Origin of the sequence: Phaeobacter cretensis (assembly GCF_047372505.1) — a bacterium.
GTDB classification, from domain to species: domain Bacteria; phylum Pseudomonadota; class Alphaproteobacteria; order Rhodobacterales; family Rhodobacteraceae; genus Phaeobacter; species Phaeobacter cretensis.
Genome location: NZ_JBKBEU010000001.1, coordinates 3,811,355 through 3,829,564 on the forward strand (window position 1 = coordinate 3,811,355; position 18,210 = coordinate 3,829,564).

The 18,210-nt window shown below is 56.2% G+C and carries 18 protein-coding genes; 13 read left to right on the top strand and 5 right to left on the bottom strand.

All coding sequences use genetic code 11. The annotated features are described in order from the left end of the window. The first annotated feature begins 59 nt into the window (after window positions 1-59). The 7 genes from ACEWZM_RS18035 (at window position 60) to lpxB (ending at window position 6,708) form a co-directional block, all read left to right on the top strand. Window positions 60-185 carry a hypothetical protein gene (locus tag ACEWZM_RS18035; protein ID WP_414007760.1) on the top strand — a complete coding sequence of 42 codons (126 nt, stop codon included), beginning with the start codon at window positions 60-62 and terminating at the stop codon, window positions 183-185. A 125-nt stretch (window positions 186-310) separates the two neighbouring features. Continuing rightward, entirely contained in the window at window positions 311-2,707 is a 2,397-nt protein-coding gene (bamA, locus tag ACEWZM_RS18040) for an outer membrane protein assembly factor BamA (RefSeq protein ID WP_414007761.1), read from the top strand. A gap of 5 nt (window positions 2,708-2,712) precedes the next feature. After that, window positions 2,713-3,363, top strand: coding sequence for an OmpH/Skp family outer membrane protein (locus ACEWZM_RS18045; protein WP_414007762.1), 651 nt, complete (start codon window positions 2,713-2,715; stop codon window positions 3,361-3,363). Between the two features lie 139 nt (window positions 3,364-3,502). After that, a complete protein-coding gene (gene fabZ, locus ACEWZM_RS18050; protein ID WP_414007763.1) occupies window positions 3,503-3,967 on the top strand; it encodes a 3-hydroxyacyl-ACP dehydratase FabZ in 465 nt (154 codons plus the stop codon). A 5-nt stretch (window positions 3,968-3,972) separates the two neighbouring features. Next, window positions 3,973-4,758, top strand: coding sequence for an acyl-ACP--UDP-N-acetylglucosamine O-acyltransferase (lpxA, locus tag ACEWZM_RS18055; RefSeq protein ID WP_414007764.1), 786 nt, complete (start codon window positions 3,973-3,975; stop codon window positions 4,756-4,758). 4 nt (window positions 4,759-4,762) lie between these two features. Next, complete coding sequence (locus ACEWZM_RS18060; RefSeq protein ID WP_414007765.1) at window positions 4,763-5,551, top strand: LpxI family protein; 789 nt, start codon at window positions 4,763-4,765, stop codon at window positions 5,549-5,551. Next, on the top strand, window positions 5,548-6,708 hold the full coding sequence (gene lpxB, locus ACEWZM_RS18065) for a lipid-A-disaccharide synthase (RefSeq protein ID WP_414007766.1): 1,161 nt from the start codon (window positions 5,548-5,550) through the stop codon (window positions 6,706-6,708). The genes ACEWZM_RS18060 and lpxB overlap by 4 nt, the downstream gene beginning before the upstream one ends. An 81-nt stretch (window positions 6,709-6,789) precedes the next feature. Here the strand turns inward: lpxB and mnmA are convergent, their stop codons facing one another. Further along, entirely contained in the window at window positions 6,790-7,935 is a 1,146-nt protein-coding gene (mnmA, locus tag ACEWZM_RS18070; RefSeq protein WP_414007767.1) for a tRNA 2-thiouridine(34) synthase MnmA, read from the bottom strand. A gap of 149 nt (window positions 7,936-8,084) precedes the next feature. On the opposite strand from mnmA, the gene sciP reads away from it, so the two are divergent. The 5 genes from sciP (at window position 8,085) to ACEWZM_RS18095 (ending at window position 14,003) form a co-directional block, all read left to right on the top strand. Next, window positions 8,085-8,363 (top strand): CtrA inhibitor SciP, encoded by a 279-nt coding sequence (gene sciP, locus ACEWZM_RS18075; protein ID WP_014879908.1) that lies wholly within the window; start codon window positions 8,085-8,087, stop codon window positions 8,361-8,363. Window positions 8,364-8,488: 125 nt separating this feature from the next. Beyond that, entirely contained in the window at window positions 8,489-9,208 is a 720-nt protein-coding gene (gene ctrA, locus ACEWZM_RS18080) for a response regulator transcription factor CtrA (protein WP_414007768.1), read from the top strand. Window positions 9,209-9,348: 140 nt separating this feature from the next. After that, on the top strand, window positions 9,349-11,601 hold the full coding sequence (gene ligA, locus ACEWZM_RS18085; RefSeq protein ID WP_414007769.1) for an NAD-dependent DNA ligase LigA: 2,253 nt from the start codon (window positions 9,349-9,351) through the stop codon (window positions 11,599-11,601). After that, the gene (gene recG / locus ACEWZM_RS18090) at window positions 11,598-13,688 is read left to right on the top strand and encodes an ATP-dependent DNA helicase RecG (protein ID WP_414007770.1); all 2,091 of its coding nucleotides are present in this window, start codon (window positions 11,598-11,600) and stop codon (window positions 13,686-13,688) included. The genes ligA and recG overlap by 4 nt, the downstream gene beginning before the upstream one ends. A gap of 192 nt (window positions 13,689-13,880) precedes the next feature. Continuing rightward, the gene (locus ACEWZM_RS18095; RefSeq protein WP_414007771.1) at window positions 13,881-14,003 is read left to right on the top strand and encodes a hypothetical protein; all 123 of its coding nucleotides are present in this window, start codon (window positions 13,881-13,883) and stop codon (window positions 14,001-14,003) included. Between the two features lie 338 nt (window positions 14,004-14,341). Here ACEWZM_RS18095 and ACEWZM_RS18100 read toward each other — a convergent pair whose 3' ends face one another. After that, window positions 14,342-14,794: an iron-sulfur cluster assembly scaffold protein gene (locus tag ACEWZM_RS18100; RefSeq protein WP_414007772.1), complete on the bottom strand. Its 453-nt coding sequence runs from the start codon at window positions 14,792-14,794 to the stop codon at window positions 14,342-14,344. A gap of 59 nt (window positions 14,795-14,853) precedes the next feature. Here ACEWZM_RS18100 and hisI point away from each other — a divergent pair, with 59 nt between their 5' ends. Beyond that, window positions 14,854-15,231, top strand: a complete 378-nt coding sequence (gene hisI, locus ACEWZM_RS18105) for a phosphoribosyl-AMP cyclohydrolase (RefSeq protein WP_414007773.1) — start codon at window positions 14,854-14,856, stop codon at window positions 15,229-15,231. A gap of 94 nt (window positions 15,232-15,325) precedes the next feature. Here the strand turns inward: hisI and gluQRS are convergent, their stop codons facing one another. Genes gluQRS through trmFO form a run of 3 tightly spaced genes read right to left on the bottom strand, consistent with a single transcriptional unit; the run spans window position 15,326 to window position 18,162 of the window. After that, window positions 15,326-16,174, bottom strand: a complete 849-nt coding sequence (gluQRS, locus tag ACEWZM_RS18110) for a tRNA glutamyl-Q(34) synthetase GluQRS (RefSeq protein WP_414007774.1) — start codon at window positions 16,172-16,174, stop codon at window positions 15,326-15,328. Then, on the bottom strand, window positions 16,171-16,785 hold the full coding sequence (locus ACEWZM_RS18115) for a class I SAM-dependent DNA methyltransferase (RefSeq protein ID WP_414007775.1): 615 nt from the start codon (window positions 16,783-16,785) through the stop codon (window positions 16,171-16,173). The genes gluQRS and ACEWZM_RS18115 overlap by 4 nt, the downstream gene beginning before the upstream one ends. Before the next feature lie 33 nt (window positions 16,786-16,818). Next, window positions 16,819-18,162, bottom strand: a complete 1,344-nt coding sequence (gene trmFO / locus ACEWZM_RS18120; RefSeq protein WP_414007776.1) for a methylenetetrahydrofolate--tRNA-(uracil(54)-C(5))-methyltransferase (FADH(2)-oxidizing) TrmFO — start codon at window positions 18,160-18,162, stop codon at window positions 16,819-16,821. Between the last annotated feature and the right edge of the window lie 48 nt (window positions 18,163-18,210).

The following is an 18,210-nucleotide window of genomic DNA, read 5'->3' on the forward strand; positions in this document are numbered from 1 at the left end:
GATCGCGGCGCGGCTGTGGCGGATGTGGGATCATTTTTGATAACGGGAGAGTGGACGCTATGAGCAGCCTGCGCATTACCAATAATGGACTTGGCCTACTTGTGCGCCTGAACTGGGACCGTGCCGTGTCGGTGGCGACGATTTTGGGAGCACTGATAGCGGGCGCTTGGATCGGCAGTCTCTGAGTTTTCAAGCTGTTGCAAGCTATCAGGCGCGCGGGTCATACCCGCGCGCCTTTTTGTTGTTTTTGACAAGCGCTGATAAACCCGATACGCACGGATTAGCTGTTAAAAAGATCGGGTTTTGACTGATGGTTCGGGGGAAGCACACAGGTACATCCTGTGGAGGACGCAAATTTGGCGTCAACATTTTGTATAGAAACGTATCTGCTGCTGCATTGGCTGTTGCCTTGGGATTTGTCCTGACGCCAGAAACGGCTTCGGCGCAGAGCTACAGTTTCTCAAATGTTCAGGTCGAGGGTAATCAACGCATCCAGACCTCAACAATTGTGGCCTATACGGGCATTGAACGTGGCCAACGTGTTAGCGGTGGGCAGCTCAATGACGCCTACCAGCGCATTCTGGACAGCGGTGTGTTTGAAAGCGTTGAAATCGTCCCGAAGGGCAATACTCTGGTGATCAAGGTCACAGAGTTCCCAACCATCAACAAAATCAGCTTTGAGGGCAACCGCCGCATCAAGGACGAAGCGATGCTGGCGTTGATCGAATCGGCGCCGCGTCGGGTCTTTAACCCGACCGTCGCGGAGCGCGATGCCTCCAACCTTGCAGAGGCTTATGGCGCCCAGGGGCGGCTTGCCTCAACTGTGACGCCGCGCATCATTCGACGCAGCGACAACCGAGTAGATTTGGTGTTCGAAATCTCCGAAGGCGACACCATCGAGGTTGAGCGCGTGTCCTTTATTGGCAACCGCGTCTATTCAGACCGTCGTCTGCGCCGGGTACTTGAGACCAAACAGGCAGGTCTGCTACGGACCTTTATTCGCGCAGATACTCTGATCGAAGATCGTCTGGAATTCGACAAACAGGTCCTGCGCGATTTCTATCTGTCACGTGGCTATGTTGATGTGCGCATCAACAGCACTAATGCCGAAGTGACCGAAGAGCGCGATGCGGCTTTTTTGGTGGTTGATATTACCGAAGGCCAGAAGTTCGAATTTGGCGATATTTCGGTCACCAGCGAGATGTCGGAGGCCGACGCCGATGAATTCCGCAAGGTTCTTAAAATTCGCCCCGGCGTGACCTATTCGCCGACCAATGTCGAAAACGCGATCCGCCGCCTGGAGACATTAGCCATCCGTAAGGGGATCGACTTCTTGCGGGCTGAGCCGCGGATTAGTCGCAATGATCGTGATCTGACGTTGGATGTTGAGTTTATTCTGACCCGTGGCCCGCGCGTGTTTGTTGAACGGATTGATATCGAAGGCAATACAACCACACTGGACCGTGTCATCCGCCAACAGTTCCGAACAGTTGAAGGTGATCCGTTCAATCCTCGCGAGATCCGTGAAAGCGCCGAGCGTATCCGGGCACTCGGGTTCTTTGCAAATGCGGATGTCGATGTCCGGGAAGGCAGCAGTACGGGAGAAGTCGTTGTCGACGTCGACGTCGAGGAACAGCCAACCGGCTCTATCAGTCTTGGTGGTGCTTATTCTGTAAACGATGGTTTCGGTATCAGTCTCGGCTTATCCGAAAACAACTTCCTTGGTCGCGGTCAACGCCTGTCGTTCAATGTTTCCACCGCGCAGGACGCTGAAGAATATACCCTTGGCTTTACTGAACCATATCTTCTGGGGCGCGATCTGCGCTTTGATTTGGATCTAGGATTGTCTGAGACAGACTCTAGTTTTGCGCTCTATGATACCAAACGCGCTTTCTTCTCGCCAGCCTTGACCTTCCAGACCTCGGAAAACAGCAATCTTCAGGTCCGGTATACCTGGGATGAAGATGAGATGATCACCCGCGGCAACGATTCAGCAGGTATTCCGCTGGCGGGCCCCGTAGTGAGCAGTGAGATCAATCAAGGGGCGATCAACGCCAGTGCTATCGGATTCACCTATACAGTGGATAGCCGTATCAACGGTCTGGACCCCAATTCGGGCTACATGATTCAGGTTGGTGCCGACTACGCAGGCCTTGGTGGGGATTCTGAGTACCTGCGAAGCACGGCGAAGTTTGTGGCTCAGCGCCGGGTATTTAATGAAGAAGTAACATTGCGAGCTACGATTGAGGCTGGCGCGTTCTCTTGGCAGGGAGATGGCTTTAGCCGCTCCATCGACCGTTTTGTTCTATCGCCCAGTATCCTGCGTGGCTTTGAGCCCGGTGGTATTGGACCACGGGACCAATCACCGAACGGTGGTGGAGGTGCGTATAACGACTTCCTTGGCGGCAACTATTATGCAGCGGCGCGCTTTGACGCAGAATTCCCGCTGGGTTTGCCTGAGGAAATCGGCTTGCGTGGTGGCCTGTTCTATGACGTCGGTAACCTTTGGGGCCTGAACAACGCGGACACCGGTGCTGCTGGTGGTAACATCGTTGGTCGCGGCGGCTCCTATCGTCATGTCATCGGTTTCTCGCTGTTGTGGACAACCGGGTTTGGTCCCTTGCGGTTCAATTTCTCCAAGGCTCTCAAGAAGGAAGACTTCGACCAGGAGCAGAGCTTTGACCTGACGCTTCAGGCGCGGTTCTGATCGCAATGACGCGCGCTGTGGACGCACGGCACAAAAGGGCGCTGGCTGGTTGGCCAGCGCCTTTTGCGCGCAGCCTTGTGGTGGTCGCACTAATGTGCCAGCCCGTAGCGGCACAAGAGACCGAGGTTCCAACCAGAGGGTTTTCCGTTGGAGAGACTTTGCAATTGGGTGCGCCACAAACTGGATTGCTGACTATTCAGTCCGATCGTCTCTTTGCCGAGAGCGCGTTTGGTATGCGGATCACGCAGGAACTGGATGCGGAGGGGGCCGTTCTGACCGCTGAGAACCGCCGGATTGAAGCTGAGCTGCGCGCCGAAGAATTGGATCTGACCAATCGCCGCGGCAGCATGGATCCTGAAGCATTTCGAACGCTTGCGGATGCCTTCGATAAGAAGGTGCAGGAGACCCGCCGCAATCAAGATCAAAAGCTGCGTGATATCAACAAGATGGGTGATAATGCGCGGCGTGATTTCTTCACCGCATCACTGCCCATATTGCAACAGATCATGACGGAGGCGGGTGCTGGGGCTATTCTGGAGCATTCGAGTGTCTTTCTCAGTGCTGATGCCGCCGATATCACCGATTTAGCCATTGCGCGCATCAATGAAGTTCTGGGGGACAATCGCGACACCCCGTTTGATACGGACGGCGAGTAATCGTATAACGCTGCGTCGGTCACCAGATCACAACATATTTCGAAGAGGTGGCAATCCACCCATGAGCTGGCCTCTGGCTTGCCGAACCTGTGGCCAGTTGCTAGGACATAGATAACATTCAGAAAACGGGAAAACCGCAATGACAACCGAGCTGAAAAGCGCCGACATTCATCTGATCCAGCGCATCCTGCCACATCGCTACCCGTTTTTGTTGGTGGACAAGGTGGTCGACATCGATGGATATTCGTCGGCGTGTGGCATCAAAAATGTGACCATGAACGAGCCCCATTTTCAGGGCCATTTTCCGGGCACACCTATCATGCCCGGCGTCACCATCGTCGAGGCCATGGCGCAAACCGCAGGTGTGATGCTGGGTGTTGGCATGGATATGATCGACACTGAGCTGCTGATCTACTTCATGAATATCGATAAGTGTAAATTCCGTCGCAAGGTGATCCCCGGTGATGTGCTGAAAATGCATGTGGAAACCACCCGTGGCAAACCGGGCGGCAAAATCTTCAAATTCAAGGGCGTTGCGACCGTCGATGGCGAAACCGCCGCCGAAGCCGAGTTTTCGGCGATGATCGACGTACAAAAGGATTGACGCAAATGACCCGGATCCATCCGAGCGCGGTGGTCGAAGAGGGAGCCCGAATTGGCGTGGATTGCGTCATTGGCCCTTTCTGCCTTATTGGCCCTGACGCCGTGCTTGGCGACCGGGTAGAGCTGAAATCCCATGTTGTGATCGCTGGTGATACCGAGATTGGAGAGGATACAACGGTGTTCTCCTTCGCGGTTCTGGGAGAGATCCCACAGGATCTGAAGTTCAAGGGCGAGCGCTGTAAAACGGTGATTGGCAAGCGCAATCGCATCCGTGAACATGTGACGGTTAACGCTGGAACCGAGGGCGGTGGCGGAGTGACCCGTATCGGCGATGACGGTCTGTTTATGGCAGGTTGCCATATTGCTCACGATGCGCAGATCGGCGACCGTGTGATTGTTGTGAACTCCGCGGCGGTAGCAGGCCATTGCGTGCTGGAAGACGATGTCATCATAGGTGGTCTCTCGGGTATCCATCAATGGGTGCGTATTGGTCACGGGGCTATCATCGGCGCGGTTACCATGGTCACCAATGATGTCATTCCTTACGGTCTGGTGCAGGCACCGCGCGGTGAGTTGGATGGGCTGAATTTGGTTGGTCTCAAACGGCGCGGCGTGCAGCGTTCAGATATTACCGCGCTCCGGGCGGCATTCCAGATGCTCGCGCAGGGCGAAGGCACCTTTCAGGAGCGTGCGCGTCGTCTTGGCGCAGAGAGTGACAGTGAATATGTGCAGGAAATCGTTGATTTCATCACTGGTGAGAGCGACCGCTCTTTCCTGACACCAGGAGGCTGATACGATGCTGGCATTGATTGCGGGGCAGGGTGCATTGCCTGCCGAATTGGCCGCGCGCCTGTCCGAGCGGCCCTTGGTTTGTGCGATGCGCGGCTCTGAGCCCGATCATATCGAACCTGAACTGACATTCCGGCTGGAACAACTCGGCAGCTTCATCGAGCGTTTGGCCGCGACCGGCGTGACCGAGATCTGCCTTGCCGGATCTGTCCGCCGCCCGTCCATTGAACCGGCGGAGATCGACGCAGAAACCTTGCCAATGGTGCCGGTTCTGCAAGGGGCTTTGGCGGCCGGCGACGATGGTGCATTGCGCGCGATCATCGGGATTTTTGAGCAGGCAGGCATGACAGTGCGTGCCGCTCATCAAGTTGCGCCGGATCTGCTTATGGCCGAGGGTATCCCAACCAATGTGCAGCCCGGTGAGCTGGACAAACCTGATGCTATACGCGGTGCCGAGGTCGTTACAGCAATGAGTCACGCCGACGTCGGCCAGTCCTGTGCCGTGCGCCGTGGGCAGGCGATTGCGGTTGAGAATTTGTTTGGTACGGATTGGATGTTGCAGGCCTTGCAAAACCGGCCCGACGGGACCGGCGGTCTGCTCTTCAAGGCACCTAAATCTGGACAGGATCGGCGCGCTGATCTTCCAACCATCGGTGTGCAAACGGTAGAGCTGGCAGCTCAGGCTGGGCTGTCTGGGATCGTATTGGAGGCAGGCGGTGTTATCGTTCTGAACCAGGAAGACGTGATCGCAAGTTGTAACCGCCTCGGCCTGTTTCTCTGGCTGCGCAGCGCATGAGCTTTCGGGTCTTCATCCTCGCGGGGGAGCCTTCGGGGGACCGGCTTGGTGGTGCTCTGATGGATGGTCTGCGGCAGTTGCGCCCCGACGTCAGCTTTGACGGTGTCGGGGGTGACCTGATGCGCGAGCAGGGGCTGACCTCCCGGTTCGACATGTCAGAGTTGTCGGTGATGGGGTTGGCTGAGGTGCTGCCAAAGTATCGCCACCTGAAACGTCGGATACGTGAGACAGCCGATGCAGTACTCGAGACAAAACCGGATGTGGTGATCACCATCGACAGCCCGGATTTTTCATTACGGGTGGCTGCACGGGTAAAAGACGCCAGTGATATCCGAACGGTGCACTATGTGGCTCCGTCGGTCTGGGCTTGGCGACCCAAGCGTGCCGATAAAATGGCCAAGGTTATCGACCATGTTCTGGCGCTTTTACCGTTTGAGCCACCTTATATGCAGGCGGCCGGAATGGATTGCGATTTTGTGGGTCATCCGGTGGTCGGCGAACCGCAAGCCCTGCCCGAGGAGATCGCCGCATTTCGCGCTTACTATCAGCTGGATGATACCCCTTGCGTATTGGCGCTGCCGGGATCACGGCGTTCAGAGGTCACGCGCTTGGCGCCGGTGTTTGGTGCCGCACTTAAGCAGTTTCAGGACAGCTATCCGGAGTATCGCATTGTGGTTCCAGCAGCGGCGCCTGTGGCAGATCTGGTCCGTACGCATCTGGCCGAATGGTCCGATACTGCCGTGGTGATTGATCCCAACGCGCTGGAGGCGAACACTGCCAAAACCCACAAGCGTGCGGCCTTTGCCACTGCAGAGCTGGCGCTGGCGGCATCGGGCACAGTTTCACTGGAACTGGCAGCGGCCCGTACGCGGATGGTGATTGCCTATAAGTTCCAATGGCTGACTTGGCATATCATGCGTCGTATGGCGTTGATTGATACCGTGACGCTGGTCAATCTGGTCAGTGATACGCGGGTGGTGCCGGAATGCCTTGGTCCCGAGTGCACGCCAGACAACATTGCCAAGGCGCTGAAGAAGGTCAAGGAAGACCCAGCCGCGCAATCAACCGCCATGGCTCTCACAATGGACCGTCTGGGCGAGGGCGGCGAGAACCCGGGCCTAAGGGCGGCCCGAGCGGTGCTTGACCGGCTTCCCTGAGGCTTACATCTGTCCTGAAACCTCTTAGCGCGTAAGATATCAAAATTACCGTCTTGTACTACGGCCTGCTGGTGCGAACGATCAGTACCCGCGCCAGATCCAACCACCACCAAAGATGCGGCTGCCCTCACCGGCATAGAACACACAGGCCTGACCGGGAGAAATGCCTTCCTCTGGCGTCAGAAGCTCAACCTCTGCCTCAGTCTCGGAAATTGGCCGCACAATGGCCTCCCGTGGGGGGCGTGTGGAACGCACTTTGACTTTCAGATGCCACTCTTCGCGGCTGGTGAATGGCTCATCACCCAGCCAGTTGATCTCGCGTACGGGAATGGTTCGGGTCGCCAGCAGCTCCTTGGGGCCAACAACGACTTGTTTGGCATACACGTCCAGCTTGACCACATAAAGCGGTTCACTCAACCCGCCGATGCCCAGACCACGGCGTTGGCCGATTGTATAGTGTATCACGCCGTTATGCGTGCCAAGAACACGCCCATCAGAATGGACAATTTCTCCGGGTTCCGCGGCGCCCGGACGCAGTTTTTCAATTACGCTGGCATAATCGCCGTTGGGCACAAAACAGATGTCCTGACTGTCAGGTTTATCCGCCACGGCCAAACCGTATTGGGACGCCATTTCGCGAGTGGCGTCCTTGGAGGGGAGGTGACCCAGCGGGAAGCGCAGGTAGTCCAGCTGTTCGGGTGTTGTTGAGAACAGGAAATAGCTCTGATCGCGGTTGGCATCTTCTGCAGAATGCAGCTCAGCGCCATTCTGACCATATTTGCGCTGGATGTAGTGTCCTGTGGCCATGCAGTCAGCCTCCAGATCGCGGGCCGTTTCCAGCAAATCCTTGAATTTTACCCGCTCATTGCAGCGAATGCAGGGTACCGGAGTTGCGCCAGCCAGATAGCTGTCGGCGAACTCATCAATGACCGCATCTTTAAAAATGTTCTCATAATCCAGAACATAGTGCGGAAATCCGCGCTCTTCGGCGACTCGGCGTGCATCATGAATATCGATGCCCGCGCAGCAAGCGCCCTTTTTGGCCAAGGCCGCGCCATGATCATATAGCTGCAGGGTTACACCCACCACATCATAGCCTTCGTCAGCTAAATGTGCAGCAACAACAGAGCTGTCGACGCCACCCGACATGGCCACCACCACCCTCGTCTCGGACGGAGGTTTGGCAAAGCCAAGCGAATTCAATTGGGTTTTTGCATCCTGCGCCATCAGGCGACTCCTCGGATATGTAGGAAAGACATCGCAGAATATAGGAAAATCCTAACGATCCTCAAGGGGGCAGGTTCATCCCTCCTTAAGGCGTTTGCGTGAAATGTGGTGGTGGATCAATGTCTATGCTCCACACGAAGGAAAAGAAGATGTTCTTGAAGAAAGTCGATGGCCCTCGCGCTGTGACCCTGCCGGATGGTACGGTGATGACGCGCGCGGATCTGCCGCCAAAGACCACACGACGCTGGGTTGCTTCACGCAAGGCCGCAGTTGTGCGCGGCGTGCTCTATGGGTTGATCCCTCAAAGTGAGGCGTTGCGTCGGTATGGCCTGAGCGAGGAAGAGTTCCGAAGCTGGGTTTCAGCTGTTGCCGACTTCGGCGAGGACGCATTAAAAGCGACCCGTCTCAAAGACTATCGTAAATCCTGACGTAAAAATATCCTTCACTCTTGAGATGATCGCGCTAATTAACCATCATGGTAACGGGCCATTAACTTTTTTCCACCAAGGTTAATACGACCTGAGGGAAACAGTGTACAGGCGGAGAAAATAATATGCGCATTCTTCTTGTTGAGGATGATCCAACAACGGCGAAGAGCATTGAGTTGATGCTGACTCATGCTAACCTCAACGTTTATTCGACCGATCTCGGCGAAGAGGGGATCGATCTTGCAAAGCTATATGACTACGATCTGATTTTGCTGGATCTTAACCTACCTGATATGAATGGCCACGAAGTGCTGCGACAGCTGCGCATGGCCCGTATCGAAACACCCATTTTGATCTTGTCCGGCGCAGATGACACCGAGAATAAGATTAAGGGTTTCGGCTTTGGTGCCGACGATTATCTGACCAAACCCTTCCATCGCGAGGAACTGGTGGCCCGTATTCACGCCATCATTCGACGCTCCAAAGGGCATTCACAGTCGATTATTAACACTGGCAAGATTTCTGTTAACCTAGACGCGAAGACTGTCGAGGTTGGTGGCAAGGCCGTGCATTTGACTGGCAAAGAATACCAGATGCTGGAGCTTCTGAGCCTACGTAAGGGCACAACGCTGACTAAGGAAATGTTCCTTAACCATCTTTATGGCGGTATGGACGAGCCCGAGTTGAAGATTATCGACGTCTTCATCTGCAAACTTCGCAAAAAACTCAGTACTGCGACGGGTGGCGACAACTACATCGAAACTGTCTGGGGACGAGGCTATGTGCTGCGTGACCCGCAGGATGATCAGATGACCGGTGGACACCGAATGGCTGTAGGAGCCTGATCAGGCTCCTCAAACAATTCAATATTCCTCTCGAATGATCCCGCTACGGCGGGATTTTTCACGTTGGGCGCTTCGGGTGTGGCTGGACGTAGTGGCGCCACCGTCCTATCACCTAGCTAAGACAGAGCGAGGCGAGAAACGTGATACAGTCAGGCGATACAGATCTTAACAGTAGGACCAGTGACGAGGCACGTCGTCAGTTTCTCGAACTGCAAGAGCAACTACGCGCGGCGGATCTTGCCTATCATCAGGCGGATGATCCACAGATCAGCGATGCCGACTATGACGCGAAAAAGAATCGATACCGGGCTCTGGCAGAGCAGTTCCCGGAACTGAGCGAGATCGCAACCGAACTTGAGACGGTCGGCGCTCCAGTCTCATCGGGCTTTGGTAAAATCACGCATGCACAACGTATGATGTCGCTGGGCAATGCCTTTGATGATGACGATGTGCGGGATTTTGATCGAGGCTTGCGTAAATATCTGGGTCTCGAGTCTGCAGATTCGCTTGCCTATACGGCTGAGCCGAAAATCGATGGTTTGTCGCTTTCTCTTCGTTATGAAAACGGTGCCTTGGTTCATGCAGCCACGCGGGGAGATGGAACTGTCGGTGAAAATGTCACTGAAAATGCCCGGACCATTGCCGATATACCGCAAAAAATAGATGACGCCCCGGCGGTGCTTGAGGTGCGCGGTGAAGTTTACATGAGCCACGAGGACTTCTCCGCGTTAAATGAACGCCACACGGCGCAGGGCGGAAAGACATTTGCCAATCCGCGCAACGCTGCGGCCGGATCTCTACGCCAGTTGAATGCGGAAATCACGCGTGCGCGCCCTTTGCGATTCTTTGCCTATAGCTGGGGTGAGCTGTCAGAGCCTCTCGCCCCAACACAATTCTATGCGTTGGAGCGTTTGCGGGTCATGGGATTCCAAACCAACCCGCTGATCAAACATTGCGAGAGCATAACCGACCTGATCACGCATTATCGCAAGATCGAAAAACAGCGGGCAACGCTGGGATATGACATCGATGGTGTGGTCTATAAGGTCGACACTTTGGCATTGCAGGCGCGTTTGGGGTTCCGATCCACTACGCCGCGATGGGCTATTGCGCATAAATTCCCTGCCGAATTGGCCTGGACCAGGCTGGAAGGAATAGACATTCAGGTGGGGCGTACCGGTGCGCTCAGTCCAGTCGCGCGTTTACAGTCTGTCACCGTGGGTGGCGTTGTTGTCTCTAACGCGACACTGCACAATGAGGATTACATCACCGGCCGTGATTCCAAGGGCGAAGAGATTCGCGGCGGAAAGGACATCCGCGTAGGTGATTGGGTACAGATTTATCGTGCGGGTGATGTGATCCCCAAGATTGCCGATGTTGATCTTACCAAAAGGCCTGACGATGCTGTGCCCTTTGTCTTTCCAACCGTTTGTCCCGAATGCGGAAGCGACGCGGTGCGTGAAGACGGTGACGCGGTGCACCGCTGTACCGGTGGCATGATCTGTCCTGCGCAAACTTCTGAAAAGTTAAAACATTTCGTCTCGCGTGCAGCCTTTGATATCGATGGTTTAGGCGCGAAGCAGGTGGAGCAGTTTCATGCTGACGGATGGGTCAAAGAACCAGTAGATATCTTTGATTTACAAGAGAATTATGGGTCTGGTCTGCAGCAGCTAAAGAATCGCGAAGGCTGGGGTGGGAAATCGGCGGACAATCTCTTTGCGGCGATTGAGGACAAACGCCGGATCCCGCTGGCCAAATTGATCTTTGCCCTTGGTATCCGCCATGTGGGCGAGGTTGGTGCGCGTGATCTGGCGCTTCACTATGGCGATTGGTCTACGATGGCCGCAGCGCTGGATCTTGCACAGCTTGCCGCAGCAGCCCATCGTGCCGCTGATCAGGCTGAAGACCGTGAGCGACAGGCGGCTGCCCGTGAGAGCAGGCGTGCGCGTATCTCGGAAACCCGTACTGCAGCAGTAGCGGAGCGTGAGGTTCCTGAGGAGGCTGCCGCAGCCTGGGAGGACTTGATCGGTGTCGATGGCATTGGCGCAGTATTGGGGCTGTCGCTCTGCGACGCCTTTGGCAATAGCGAAGAGCGGGCGGCGTTTGACCGGTTGCTGGAGAAACTGACAGTACTGCCGCCCGAGGCGCCGACCAATGACAGCCCGGTCACCGGGCTAACCGTGGTTTTCACCGGAACACTTGAGAAGATGACCCGGGCCGAGGCCAAGGCCCGCGCCGAAAGCCTGGGTGCAAAGGTGGCTGGCTCAGTATCAAAGAAAACCGATATTCTGGTGGCCGGACCCGGCGCTGGATCAAAGGAGCAAAAGGCGCGTGATCTGGGGGTTCGGATACTGGATGAGGATGGCTGGTTGGAGTTGATTGCAGCAGTATGAGCAGCAGACCAGAAATCCTGTTCCCACTATTTTCCGGGTTGGAAACGCTTTCGGGTATTGGCCCGAAGACGGCGCAGAATTTCGCGCAAATCAATATAGAAACACCACGTGACTTATTGTTTTCGCTTCCATATTCCATGGTGGATAGGCGGCGGCGTGATAGTATTCAGGGGCTTGATTTTCCCTCTGTTGCAACGGTCGAGGTCACCATTGATGCCCACCGGCCTGCACGGAACAAGGGCGGTGCTTATCGGATCACAGTGACGGACGCTGAGGAGGAGTTCCAGCTGGTGTTCTTTCACGGTCGAAGCCGGTATCTGGAGGCGCAGGTGCCTGAAGGCGCACGCCGTGTGGTGTCGGGTAAACTGGAACTCTTTGATGGGGTTGCCCAAATGGTGCACCCTGATCATATGGTTCCAGTGTCTGAGGCCGCAGAGATCCCGGATTTTGAGCCTGTTTATCATCTCACCCATGGTGTGACGCAAAAGACCATGTTTAAGGCCGCGCAAAATGCCCTGACGCGGTTGCCGGAGCTGGCGGAGTGGGCTGATCCATCACAAATTCGCAAAGAGGGTTGGCCTACATGGCAGGAGGCACTGGTTTCTGCGCATAACCCGGATGGATTGGAGGCGTTGTCTGCGGAGTCTTCTGCACGGGCGCGACTGGCCTATGATGAGCTGTTTTCACACCAGTTGACTCTTGCACTGGCGCGCTTGCGAGACCGTGATCTACCGGGTCGCAGCAGTGTTGCAGATGGCGCGTTACAGTCGCGCGTACTTGCGGCTTTACCCTATCGCCCAACCGGGGCTCAGGCGCGGGCGATTGATGAGATCACTGCCGATATGGGGCGGGACTCGCGGATGAACAGATTGCTGCAAGGCGATGTCGGCGCAGGGAAAACTCTTGTTGCTTTCATGGCCTTACTGGTCGCTGTTGAGGCGGGCGGTCAGGGTGTCATGATGGCGCCGACCGAGATTTTGGCGCGTCAGCATATGGAAGCATTGCGCCCATTGGCCGAGACCGCCGGCGTGGTGATGGAGATCCTGACCGGCCGTGATAAAGGGCGGGAACGAGTGGCGAAATGTGCCGCCCTTGCGCGTGGAGATATTCAGATTTTGGTCGGAACACATGCGGTATTTCAGGCTGATGTGGTGTTTCACGACCTGCGTTTGGCGATTGTGGATGAGCAGCACCGTTTCGGTGTCAGACAGCGCATGGAGCTGGCGGAAAAGGGCAAAGGCGCTGATGTGCTGGTGATGACTGCCACACCGATCCCACGCTCTCTGGCGCTGACGCAATATGGCGACATGGAAGTTTCGATTCTGGACGAAAAACCACCTGGGCGTAAACCGGTGAAAACCGCTGTTATCAGCACCGAAAGGATGCAGGAGGTGGTCAGCCATCTACGCGGCGCGATTGACGAAGGGCGGCAATGCTACTGGGTCTGCCCATTGGTCGAAGAATCCGAGGTGATGGATCTGACCGCTGCGGAGGAACGGTTCAAACATCTGCGGGCGGCGCTGGGGGACAGTGTTGTCGGGCTGGTCCATGGCCAGATGCCGGCGTCGGAAAAAGATGCGGCCATGGCTGCGTTTCAGGCCGGAGAGACCAAAGTGCTGGTTGCCACCACAGTGATCGAGGTTGGGGTGAACGTGCCTAATGCTTCAATCATGGTGATCGAGCGGGCAGAGATCTTTGGTCTGGCGCAGTTGCACCAGCTGCGCGGGCGCGTAGGGCGGGGCGATGCCGCATCGACCTGTTTGCTGCTATATCAAGCCCCTCTCAGCAAAGGCGGGCAGAAACGCTTGGAAATCTTGCGCGAGACCGAAGATGGCTTTCGGATCTCCGAAACTGACTTGGAGATGCGTGGCGCTGGCGACGTTATTGGCACCGCTCAGTCGGGTCTGCCACGATTCCGTATCGCGGATCTGGAACGTCAGGCGGGGTTAATGGCAGTCGCACAAAGCGACGCGCGTGCCTTGCTGACGTCTGATCCGGATCTGTCCAGTCCGCGCGGTCAGGCGGCACGGGTTCTGCTTTGGCTGATGAAGCAGGATCAGGCAATCCGTTTGATTTCCGTAGGTTAATACCAATTCTTGCGCTTATTTCCGCCTGAACAGGGGCTATGCCCACGCTATTTTGCGGATATGTTTCCCTGTCCTGTTCCTATTTGTTCTCAAATGTTCTCATAAAGTTCTTTACATGCGGATCTACGTGTGAGAACAAATAGGCAACAACAGCGCCAGAGAGCGATAGCAAGACAGACAGGAGGCCGTACCGTGATAACCCAAATCAAGACGACTGTTCAGAATGCCCAATCGACACTGCTGCAGGATGCGCTCGGCGCCGCTGCTTTGGTTGTGATGTTAGTGGCAGGGTTGCATCTGCCCGGGCTACTGTAGCGCCATCCTGACGTCAGCCATTCCCGCTCTAAAGTTTCATTTTTCCCGAACGCACTCTTTATGCCGAACGGGGCCGCCTGTCCCAAGTCAGCCCGGTTTGCCTGCCGGTCTGACGGACCTGCCTTAGGTCTACAGGCCCCGTTCGGGTCCCGCATGAGAGAGCATACTGCCGCCGCCACCCTTGCCGGGTGTGCGGCGGTTTTTTCATTGGAGAATTGTCCGGGACATCGTTTCGGTGCGTATTAGGCGAGCGCAGTGCGGGTCATATGTCCGCGCGCCCATTCCCGATTGAGAGCAGATCAGGTACCCAGATGTGAGTATCCCATCAAAGGGTCCTCTCAGGCGCAGGTCTGTTCCTGATAGGTCTGTATCCCCTCAAGGGTTGCATCAAGTGCCAGAAGTATAGACGCATGGCGGTTCTTAAACTCCCGCGCAGGGATCAGGACCTCAAACCCGTCAAACGGCGCATCCGGCACCGGACCATCCTCCGTCAACATAGATTTCAGTTGTTGGCGTGCGGCCTCGACCTCTGACAGAGTGCGGCCGATAATCACCTCTCCTACCACTGCTGCAGAGGCTTGACCTAGCGCGCAGGCTTTGACGTCTTGCCCAAAGGCGACGATCGCGCCGTCGCGAACCTGAAGGTCCACAGTCACGGTTGAGCCACACAGCGGTGAGCGTTTTTTGACGCTAACATCGGGGCTGTCTAGCCGGTCCAGATGCGGGATATCGGCGGCCAGCGCCAGGATCCGTGCGGAATAAAGTTTTATTAGATCAGTATCGCCAGACATGGGGTACCTCGGGCTTTCCCTTACGCGCTATTCTCAATACATAGGGAGCCTATTCCAAGATGCAAAAGGTTTTTGCCATGTCGTTTGATCCTCTTAGCCTAAAGTATAACGAGGCCGGCTTGATCCCCTGTATCGCGCAGGATGATGAGAACGGCGAACTGCTGATGATGGCCTGGATGAATGCCGATGCGGTGATGAAAACACTTGAGACAGGCAAGGTAACCTATTGGTCGCGCTCGCGGCAGTCATTCTGGGTCAAAGGCGAAAGCTCCGGCCATGTTCAGGCTTTGGTGGATCTGCGCGTCGACTGTGATCGTGACTGTCTGCTTGCGATGGTGCGTCAGACCGGGCCTGCTTGCCACACAAACCGGCGCAGCTGCTTCTACACTGGCATTCGGGACGGCGAGGAAGTCGAACTGATGCAACCGATGGTCTGATCTGGATGGTGTGTGAGACCTGAGCCAGCAGGCCGGAGATATTCCGAGATAAATTCGCCATCAAAGCGGCTCTGCCAGAATAGGCCAGTACAGGTTAGGGCAGGCCAACCATGGCACGGATATCCTGCGGGCTAATCCCATCCGCGCGATATTTGGCGATGGCGCGTGCATCGTCGCGTTTGGCCAGTCGTTTGCCCTGCTCGTCGCGGATTAATTGGTGGTGATGATATATCGGCGTGGGCAGGCCAAGTAGGGCTTGTAGCAGCACATGGATTTGTGTCGCTTCAAACAGGTCTTCGCCGCGCAGAGCCTGGGTTATGCCCTGATCAGCATCGTCCACGACAACGGACAGGTGGTAGGCGCTGCCCATGCCGCGCCGGACCAGAATGATATCACCGACCGCAGAGAGCAGTTGAACGGGATCTAACATCCAATCGCCTGCATGACGAGATCCCGTTTCTGTGAAATGACGCAACTCGGCCGCTGCAACGGCCTTGGCCATATCAAGCCTGATCACATCATCTGTGCCAGCCTCGGCCATGCTGCGGGAGCGGCAGCTGCCGGGGTAGATGCGCCCGTCAGGGCCAAACTGTGGAACGCCTTCTTGGGGTGCCCCAGCGGCGGCCTCGATATCGCGTCGATTGCATCGGCACGGGTAGGTCAGCCCCATCTCGGAGAGATGGGACAGAGCCGCGCGGTATCGTGGCAGGCGCTGTGATTGACGCATCACGGGCTTTGGCCAAGAGAGACCTAGCCAAGACAGATCGTCATAGATCTGCTGTTCCCATTCCAGGCGGGATCGGGCCATATCGATGTCTTCGATCCGCAACAGAAACACGCCGTCCTGCGTTGCAGCCATATCCTGTGCAAGAAGCGCGGAATAGGCATGGCCAAGGTGCAGTGGTCCGGTCGGAGAAGGCGCAAAGCGTGTGATGAATGTCAAATTTTCTCAATCACGTAGACGGTAGACTTAAGGCCGATTCCGGGAAGGTGATCGCCATGTTCGCGAAATAACAGCCGAGCCGCAGAACAGTCCAGCCATTCATTGACCTTCTGGGTGTAGTCAGGGTCTGACAGCGTGTGATCATTGTAGGAAAATACAAACAACCCACCGCGCGGCAGGGCGTGAAGGATCAGATCAAATACGCTTGGAGGTGCGGCGCCGGTTCCCAACACGCCGCAGCCGGTGATCAGGCGGTAGCTGCCGTTGGGGATCGGCGCACTGTCAGTCACATCAATCCGGATCAGGCTACGATAGGCCTCTTTGCTGCGAGCTTGCGACAGCATTTCATCTGAGGGTTCCATACCGTCAATGATCTCAAACCCCTGACGACGCAAGGCGAGGCCAGAAAGTCCGGTACCGCAGCCGAAATCCAAAATCGGCTCCCGCAGATCGGACTGAACTTGCGCTAAAGCGTCGGCTATGCGCCCCGGCGTAGCGTAGCCGTTTTCGGCGATTTCAGCATCATAGGAAGCGGCCCATTGATTGTAATGTTTCAGGGTCGCTTCCGGTGTTTCGAGGTCATAGGCCTTGTCGAGAAACTTATTACTCATAAAGACAACTTAGGCGCCACGTGTGCAAAGCGTCTAGGAAAAGTTTCCGAGCCAGTTTTGCCAGGCGTCTTTGGCGCGGTCGGTATAGGCTTTGTAGCGATCCTTGCGCCCGCGGCGCCCGCCTTTCAATCCCTCGACCGGACGGAACAGACCAAAGTTTACATTCATCGGCTGAAACGTCTTGGCCTCGGCTCCGCCAGTGATGTGATGGATCAGTGCGCCCATAGCGCTATCCTGCGGCACTACCGGTAGCTCCTTGCCCAGAATTTCGGCGGCGGCAAGACGGCCCGCAAGCAGACCCATGGCTGCGCTTTCAACATAGCCTTCGACACCGGTGATCTGACCGGCAAAGCGCAGGTGCGGTTTGGATGTCAGGCGCATCTGACTGTCGAGCAGCGTGGGTGAGTTGAGGAATGTATTGCGGTGAATACCGCCAAGACGCGCAAAGCTGGCATTTTCAAGTCCGGGTATCATGCGCAGCACCTCTGTTTGCGCGCCATATTTCATCTTGGTCTGGAACCCGACGATATTGAACAGCGTTCCCAGCGCATTGTCACGGCGCAGCTGAACCACGGCATGTGCTTTGACATCAGGCTGGTGCGGGTTTGTCAGACCCACAGGTTTCATCGGGCCATGGCGCAGGGTTTCACGACCGCGTTCCGCCATCACCTCGATCGGAAGGCAGCCATCGAAATACCCGGCAGTTTCGCCTTCGTGGAACTCGGTTTTGTCAGCGGCCAGCAGCGCATCGATAAACGCTTCATACTGGTCTTTATCCATGGGGCAATTGAGATATGCAGTGCGCTCTGCCTCGGTCTCCCCCTTGTCATAGCGCGATTGCATCCAGGCCTGTGACATGTCGATGCTATCGGCATAGAGTATGGGCGCGATGGCATCAAAGAAGGCGAGTGCCTCAGCTCCGGTTTCGGCCTGTATGGCCTGCCCAAGGCTGGCAGATGTCAGCGGTCCGGTGGCAAAAATCCAATGACCATCCTCAGGCAGTGCTGTCACTTCGTCATAGGATACAGTCACATTTGGCAGTGCCTTCAGGCGTGCAGTGACGGTTTCGGCAAAAGGTTCGCGATCCACAGCCAGCGCTCCACCGGCCGGCAGGCGATGCCGTTCGGCGGTTGACATGATCAGGCCGTTGGCTGCGCGCATTTCCCAATGCAGCAGGCCGACAGCGTTCTGTTCATCATCATCGGAGCGAAAGGAGTTGGAACACACCATTTCGCCCAGATTGCCGGTTTGATGGGCGAAGGTTTCCACCTTGGGCCGCATTTCATGCAGCACCACGTCAACGCCCATGTGTGCGGCCTGCCAGGCCGCTTCGGACCCGGCCATGCCGCCGCCCACGATATGCAATGTCTGTGTCATGCTCGCGACATAGGGCAGGTCGGCCCGTGGCGCAATATTACCTTGGGT